We start from the raw sequence: 6,944 nt of genomic DNA on the forward strand, positions 1-6,944 counted from the left end.
CGTCCGAGGACCCGAGCGTCAGGGTCGCGTAGTCGGTGTTCTGCAGCGTGATGGTGATGTTCACGACGTCACCGCGCTCGTCGGTGATGATGCCGGAGCCGCCGATGTCGGCGCGGCCCTCACCGGCGTCGCTGACGACGATGGAGGAGGACTCGGCTTCGACGCCGGACTGGTTGTCCGTCGCCAGCACCGTGTAGTTGTCCTCGTCGAGGTCGAGGTCGGACGCGTTGAACTCGTAGTCGTACTCGGCCTGACCCGTGAGGTCAGCACCGATGGTGGCGACCGTGTCCTCGTCGGAGTCGAGCAGTTCGACCTCGATGGGACGGTTACCCGCGTTCGCGGAGACCGTGCCCTCGATGACGTCCTCGTTCGTGACGTTCAGGTCGTCGACGCTGACTTCCAGACCGAGGTCACGGACGTGATCTCTGCGACGTCAGCAGTCCCGTCGACGCTGACGTTGTACTGGCCCACGTCGCGGTTCTGCGTACCGAAGACGTACACCTGACTGTTCTGGCCGGTGCTACCGGACTGGAAGTAGGTGAAGTCCTCGTCGTCGCCCGCTCGACTTCGATGTCGGTGTCGGGCGCGTCCGCGCGACGGCGACGCTGGAGCCCTTGTAGGCGTTCACGTCACCGGACTTGACCGTCACGGGTGCGACGTCGACCGTCTTGTTACCCGTGTTCGAGACGTCGTTGGACTGCAGGTCCTCGACGCTCGCGGGAATCTTGACTTCGACGTCACCGGTGTAGACCTCGCTCAGGTTCCAGACGTAGCGACCGTTGTCGCTGACGTCCGCGGAACCGAGCGCGCCCATCGGCTTCTCGTCGACGTACAGCTGGATGTTGTTCACGCCAGTGACGGGCTCACTGAACGCGATTTCGAGCTGCGCGTTGTTGTCGGACGAGAAGTTGTCCCAGTGGACGCTCTCGAGGTAGCGCGGGTTCTCGCTCGTCGCGCCGAGGTCGTTGATGGTGACCGTCTGGCTCTTGTTCACCATACCGTCGGTGGCGTCAGAGACGTTGAACCAGACGTTAGCGTCGGTGTCCTCGTCGACCGAGGGCGCGGTGATGGTCACCGTGCCGTTGACCCAGATGGTCGCGTTGTTGGAGCCGGTCGTCGCCTGACCGAAGTCGACGGAGAGGTCCGTCGTGCCGGGCGAGGAGCCGGACGCCGTCGCGATGTTCGAGCTGTTACTCTCGTTGTAGACCGCGACGTCGTAGGAGTCGACGGTCACGGAGCTCGGCAGGTTGATGTCGACGGTGTCGGTACCGTCACCACCGTCGTAGTTCGCATACGATACGTTGAACGTGTGTGTCTGCTGCGTGCCCTCGTCGAGGTTGTCGGGGTCGAAGTTGTCGACCGTCCCCGAATCGACGGCAGCAGCGGACCCTGCGAACGCGACGGTGCCGGCGAAGACCGACAGCACCATCAGCGCCGCGAGGAACACTGCGCGGAGTTGCTTCGTGTTGCTTGTCATGTATTTGGTTGGATAGTGACGACAGAGGCTTTGGTCCGACTCACCTCGTTGTGGAGAGAGAGGGAGGGCTTACTCACCGATGTGTCGTCGTGGGGTAGGGGTACCGCAAACTATCATTCAGCACATTAAATACTTTGTGAACTTCATTTTTCGATTACACTATCGTGGGAGACAATGACTACGTGTTCGAGTCGGTCGACTCGCGTCGCCGTGCGGAGTGCCGGTGTCGACCCGACCGGCGGGAGCGCGGTCTGGTTAGCGAGAAGGAAATTCTTAATTAGGAGTGTATGGCACGTCGATACGCCTCCCATGGATGGAGTGCAAGGCAGATACGGGGGATCGAGAAGGAGCCCCACACTCCGGCTCGACTCTCGAAGCGGCACAGTAGCGTCTGCACGTCTTCGCTCGACCGACCGCACGACGTGCGGTGGGCCGAGCGATCGGTCGTAGGCATACTTGTCGTTCGCGGGCGCGGGCGCATGGAGACCGCTCCGCCCACTACCTTCTCGGAGACGTCGACCCGTCGGAGCCACTCGTCTCCGTCGACGCTCGGGTCGCGGCTGCCGCCGTCGAACGCTCGAATCGGCTCGAAGCGTCGGTGAAGCGGGTCCGTGTCGGGGCGAAGGAAGCGGCGAAAAGGGAAACAGTCGAGCGGGGGCGGTTCAACCGAGGATGAACTTCGCGGCCCGCGACTTCGCGAAGTCGAGTTTCTCGAGGTAGGCGTCGAGGCCGAGGATGCGGCCCGCGCCGAACGTCGCGAGGGTCACGAACAGGACCAGTCCGAACAGGTCACCGTTGACCAGTCCGTGCGCCCAGTCGGCGTTCCCCAGGTAGAAGAACACCATCAGGACGGCCCCGAAGAACGAGGCCAGTCGGACGAGACCGCCGACGATCAGTCCGAGTCCGATGAGGAACTCGCCCGCGGGAATCATGAAGTTCGTGAACGACATCAGCCACGGCATCGACGCGGCCCACGCGAAGAAGCCGTGGATGGGGCTGCCGCCGGTGCCGTGGAGGAGGTAGCCGGTGGCGTCGAACGCTTCGCCCGAGACGAAGCCGAACTTGGTCCATCCGGCGTGGAGGAACCAGTAGCCGGTTATCAGGCGAAGGGCGACCAGCCAGTACCCGGCGAGGGTCCCCTGCAGGTCGAAGTTGAGGAGTTCGTCGTAGGTGCTGCGAGTCGTGGTGGTGGTGGGAGTGCTCATTATCGTACTACCTCTTACATCTGGACAGTCGGAGGAAGAGACGATATAAAGAGGGCGTCGTTCTCAAACCGGTAGAAACGATACGGACGAGGCTCAGAGACCTCGTTCGTTGGAGATGCGCGAGCCGTGCACGACCGACGGCCGGTGCGAAAGGGGTTTGGTTCCGACGGATGAGGGTAGCCTATGGACCCACGTATCCGTGAACACGCGCAGGTCGTCGCGGACCACTCCGCCGACATCGGCGAGGGTGACAACGTCGTCGTCACCGCTCCCGCCGCGGCGGAGGAGTTGGTCGTCGCCCTCCACGAGGAGTGTGCGGAACGCGGGGCGAACCCCGTCTATCTGAACAGCAGTTCCCGCGCCTCTCGCGCGTTCCTCCGGAACCACGACGGCGAGTTCGAGACGCCGGACCACCTCCTCGCGATGTACGAGGAGATGGACGTGTTCGTCGCGGTTCGCGGCGACGTGAACGCCTCGGAGACGGCAGACGTGGACCCGGACACGAACGCCGCCTACCGCCGGGCGATGCAACCCGTCCTGCAGGAACGCCTCTCGAAGGAGTGGTGTCTCACGCAGTTCCCCACGTCGGGCAACGCCCAACTCGCCGGCATGAGCACCGACGCTACCAGAACTTCGTCTGGGACGCCGTCAACCTCGACTGGGACGAGCAGTACGAGTTCCAACAGCAGATGGTCGAGATTCTCGACGACGCCGACGAGGTGCGCGTCGTCGCCGGCGACGAGACGGACGTGACGATGAGCGTCGCGGGCAACACCACCCTGAACGACAAGGGCGAGAAGAACCTCCCCGGCGGCGAAGTCTTCACCGCGCCCGTGCGCGACAGCGTCGAGGGCGAGGTTCACTTCGACATGCCCCTCTACCGGCAGGGCCGGGAGATATCGGACGTCCGCGTGCGGTTCGAGGACGGACGCGTCGAGTCCTACAGCGCCGAACGCAACGAGGAAGTGCTGGACGGCGTGTTCGACACCGACGAGGGCGCGCGCTACCTCGGCGAGTTGGGCATCGGGATGAACCGCGCCATCGACCAGTTCACCTACAACATGCTGTTCGACGAGAAGATGGGCGACACCGTCCACATGGCCGTCGGGTCGGCGTACCCCGAGACGGTGGGCGAGGAGAACGAGGTGAACGACAGCGCGGAACACGTGGACATGATTCTGGACATGTCGGAGGACTCCGTCGTCGAGGTGGACGGCGAAGTCGTCCAGCGAGACGGGACGTTCGTGTTCGAAGACGACTTCGAGTAGCGAGGCGGACGTTCGCCTGCGTTCGGGTGGGCGAAGCGAGCGACGGGTGGAACTGGGGCGTTCGCGGCCGGAGCGCCGAGTATCTAAGATTGAGAGACGTTCACAACTACCGTGTGATTTATCACGGATGATTGGGGTACCAACAGACGATGCCGAAGGTACTCTGTACCGAGTGCGGTCGAGACGTGGGGATGCACGAGTTGGAGGCGAAGACGACGACTCGGCGGGATGGATTCGACACGCGTTACCGGTGCCCGTACTGTCAAACAGACATCGAAGACGTGGCGAATCGCTTCGTCTGAGGAGACACGACGTCGACGCCCGTGGGGGGCGTCTGTGGGAACGTCGTCGCCGGGGGGCGACGGTCGTTCGCCGGCGTCGTCACTCGACGGGTCGTGTTCCGAGAGAAGGGTCGGCCGACTAGTCGTATCGCTCGGCTACTCTTCGATGTCGAGGTCGAACTGCTGGTTCTCCACGACGGCGTTGAGGACGACGCTCGTGTTGGACTCGCGGATGTCCGCGTCCGTCAGCAGTTGCTTTATCTGGTCGTTCATCCCGTCGGTGTCGGTGAACTTGCCGATGGCGATGATGTCGTAGTCGCCCGTCACCTCGTAGACGGAGATCATCTGCTTCTGTTCGCGGAGTCGGTCCGTAATCTCGGGAAGTGCGCTCCCCTCGACCTTGAGTTGGATGACGGCCGTGACGTCGTAGCCGAGGGCGTCGTAGTTCACGCGCGGGGTGTACCCCTCGATGACGCCTTCGTCTTCCAGGTCGCGGAGGTGGTTCGAGACTGTCGTGACCGACACGTCGAGTTCCTCTGCGAGGCTTCGAAGACTCGCGCGCCCGTCGCCGAGGAGTGCGTTGATGAGTTTTGCATCGAGGTTTTCGTACGTCATCAAAGCGACCCACTCACTCGGGGCATTAGAATTTTACGAATATCCAGTTCTCCCACAGACAGTCACGAGTTGCACTAAGCGATAACATCTTAATGGTGGCTGTTGTCAGAAACTCCTGTCCAGGAAGATGACGGACGAAAACGCTCACTCTGACGTTGTAGCCGATGGCGGTCTCTCGGCGGAAGCACAGCGCGTCGTCGACGAAATCGAGGAGAAGGAAGTCGACTTCCTCCGCCTCCAGTTCACCGACATTCTCGGCACCGTAAAGAACGTCGCCGTTCCCGCGACGCAGGCCGAGAAGGCATTTACCGAAGGAATCTACTTCGACGGGTCCTCCATCGAGGGCTTCGTGCGCATCCAGGAGTCCGACATGCGCCTCAAGCCCGACCCCGAGACGTTCGCGATTCTCCCGTGGCGCGACGGCCGGTCCGCGCGCCTCATCTGCGACGTGATCAACACCACGACGGGCGAACCGTTCGAGGGCGACCCGCGGTACATCCTGAAGCAGGCCATCGCCCGCGCCGAGGAGATGGGCTACGAGATAAACGCCGCGCCCGAACCCGAGTTCTTCCTGTTCGAGGAGGACGAGGAGGGTCGCGCGACGACGAAGACGAACGACGCCGGCGGCTACTTCGACCTCGCGCCGAAGGACCTCGCCTCCGACGTGCGCCGTGACATCATCTACGGCCTCGAACGGATGGGCTTCGAGATAGAGGCCAGCCACCACGAGGTCGCACAGGGGCAACACGAGATCAACTTCGAGTACGACGACGCCCTCACGACGGCCGACAACGTGGGGACGTTCCGTACCGTCGTCCGCGCCATCGCCGCGCAACACGACCTGCACGCGACGTTCATGCCCAAGCCCATCCCGCGCATCAACGGGTCCGGCATGCACACGCACCTGTCGCTGTTCACCGAGGACGGCGAGAACGCGTTCCACGACGAGGACGACGAGTTCAACCTCTCGGAGACGGCCCACTCGTTCCTCGCGGGCATCCTCGAACACGCCCCGGCGCTCTCGGCCGTGACGAACCCGACGGTGAACTCCTACAAGCGTCTGGTCCCCGGCTACGAAGCGCCCGTCTACGTCGCGTGGTCCGACCGCAACCGCTCGGCCCTCATCCGGAAGCCGGCGGCGCGCGTCCCCGCGGCCAGCCGTATCGAGGCTCGCTTCCCCGACCCGTCCTGCAACCCGTACCTCGCCTTCGCCGCGCTCATCCACGCGGGCCTCGACGGCGTCGAGCAGGGCCTCGAAGCGCCCGACCCGGTCCGCGAGAACATCTACGAGTTCGACGAGGAGAAGCGCGAGGAGTACGGCATCACCACGCTCCCGTCGAACCTCGGCGAAGCGGTCGACGCCCTGCAGGAGGACGAAGTCGTGCAGGACGCACTCGGCGAACACGTCTACGAGAAGTTCGTCGAGGCGAAGACGCAGGAGTACGACGAGTTCCGCATCGACGTCTCGCAGTGGGAACTCGACCGGTACCTCGAGAAGTTCTGAGGCGGCCCCGGGCCGCCGTCGGTCGCTCCTCCGCTCTCTCCCCCGTCTCCGTCTTTTGTCTCCCGTTCTCAGTCGAGCAGTGACGACACCGCGGCGGGGAGCGACAGCAACGCGGCGCCGCCGCCGGCCCCCGCGGTGACGAGAGCGACGGACCCGAGCGACAGTTCGACGACGGCGACCATCACGGCCAACGGGAGGGGAACCGCGACGGCGCCGACGACCAGCGACCGGGGTGAGGCGTCGTCGCCGTCGAGGGCGCCGCCGAGGCGCGACCAGACGACTGCGCCGGCGGCGGCCGTCCCGAGTCCGAGGAGCACCTCGCTCTCGATGGGGTTCGTGACGGCGGCGGCAGCGGTGAGGGCACCGCCGCCGAGGAAGCAGGCGACGACGGCGCGGTCAGAGGGGACGGCGGTCCGGCGGAGGCCCGGCCCGGCGGCGAAGACGACGGCGAGGAAGGCAGTCGCGACGGCGACGCCCGCGACCACGTCCGCGAGGTAGTGGACGCCGATGACGACGCGGGAGAGGGCGACGACGAGACGACGGCGGCGGCGACACCCAGTCGGACGCGGCGGCGGCCCGCGTCGGCGAGGAGGG

6 protein-coding genes and 2 pseudogenes are annotated in these 6,944 nt (G+C 64.5%); 4 read left to right on the plus strand and 4 right to left on the minus strand.

Going from position 1 to position 6,944, the window contains the following annotated elements; all coding sequences use genetic code 11:
- On the plus strand, positions 1-505 hold a 505-nt coding region (locus GJ632_RS22385; RefSeq protein WP_197428066.1), incomplete at its 5' end, for a hypothetical protein.
- Between the two features lie 15 nt (positions 506-520).
- Here the strand turns inward: GJ632_RS22385 and GJ632_RS17455 are convergent.
- Both GJ632_RS17455 and GJ632_RS17460 read right to left on the minus strand, forming a co-directional pair.
- Entirely contained in the window at positions 521-1,477 is a 957-nt protein-coding gene (locus GJ632_RS17455) for a surface glycoprotein (protein ID WP_191453620.1), read from the minus strand.
- A gap of 662 nt (positions 1,478-2,139) precedes the next feature.
- The gene (locus GJ632_RS17460; RefSeq protein ID WP_089804095.1) at positions 2,140-2,682 is read right to left on the minus strand and encodes a DoxX family protein; all 543 of its coding nucleotides are present in this window, start codon (positions 2,680-2,682) and stop codon (positions 2,140-2,142) included.
- 183 nt (positions 2,683-2,865) lie between these two features.
- Between GJ632_RS17460 and GJ632_RS17465 the strand changes: the two are divergent.
- Positions 2,866-3,950 (plus strand): annotated as a pseudogene (locus tag GJ632_RS17465) (aminopeptidase).
- A gap of 149 nt (positions 3,951-4,099) precedes the next feature.
- A complete protein-coding gene (locus GJ632_RS22390) occupies positions 4,100-4,252 on the plus strand; it encodes a hypothetical protein (protein ID WP_177232503.1) in 153 nt (50 codons plus the stop codon).
- A 135-nt stretch (positions 4,253-4,387) separates the two neighbouring features.
- Here the strand turns inward: GJ632_RS22390 and lrp are convergent, their stop codons facing one another.
- Positions 4,388-4,846 (minus strand): HTH-type transcriptional regulator Lrp, encoded by a 459-nt coding sequence (lrp, locus tag GJ632_RS17470; protein ID WP_089804091.1) that lies wholly within the window; start codon positions 4,844-4,846, stop codon positions 4,388-4,390.
- Positions 4,847-4,973: 127 nt separating this feature from the next.
- On the opposite strand from lrp, the gene glnA reads away from it, so the two are divergent.
- Positions 4,974-6,350, plus strand: a complete 1,377-nt coding sequence (glnA, locus tag GJ632_RS17475; protein WP_191453621.1) for a type I glutamate--ammonia ligase — start codon at positions 4,974-4,976, stop codon at positions 6,348-6,350.
- Between the two features lie 68 nt (positions 6,351-6,418).
- Here glnA and GJ632_RS17480 read toward each other — a convergent pair.
- Positions 6,419-6,944 (minus strand): annotated as a pseudogene (locus tag GJ632_RS17480) (phosphatase PAP2 family protein); the annotation flags it as partial.

Source organism: Halogeometricum sp. CBA1124 (assembly GCF_009741955.1).
Lineage (GTDB): Archaea > Halobacteriota > Halobacteria > Halobacteriales > Haloferacaceae > Halogeometricum > Halogeometricum rufum.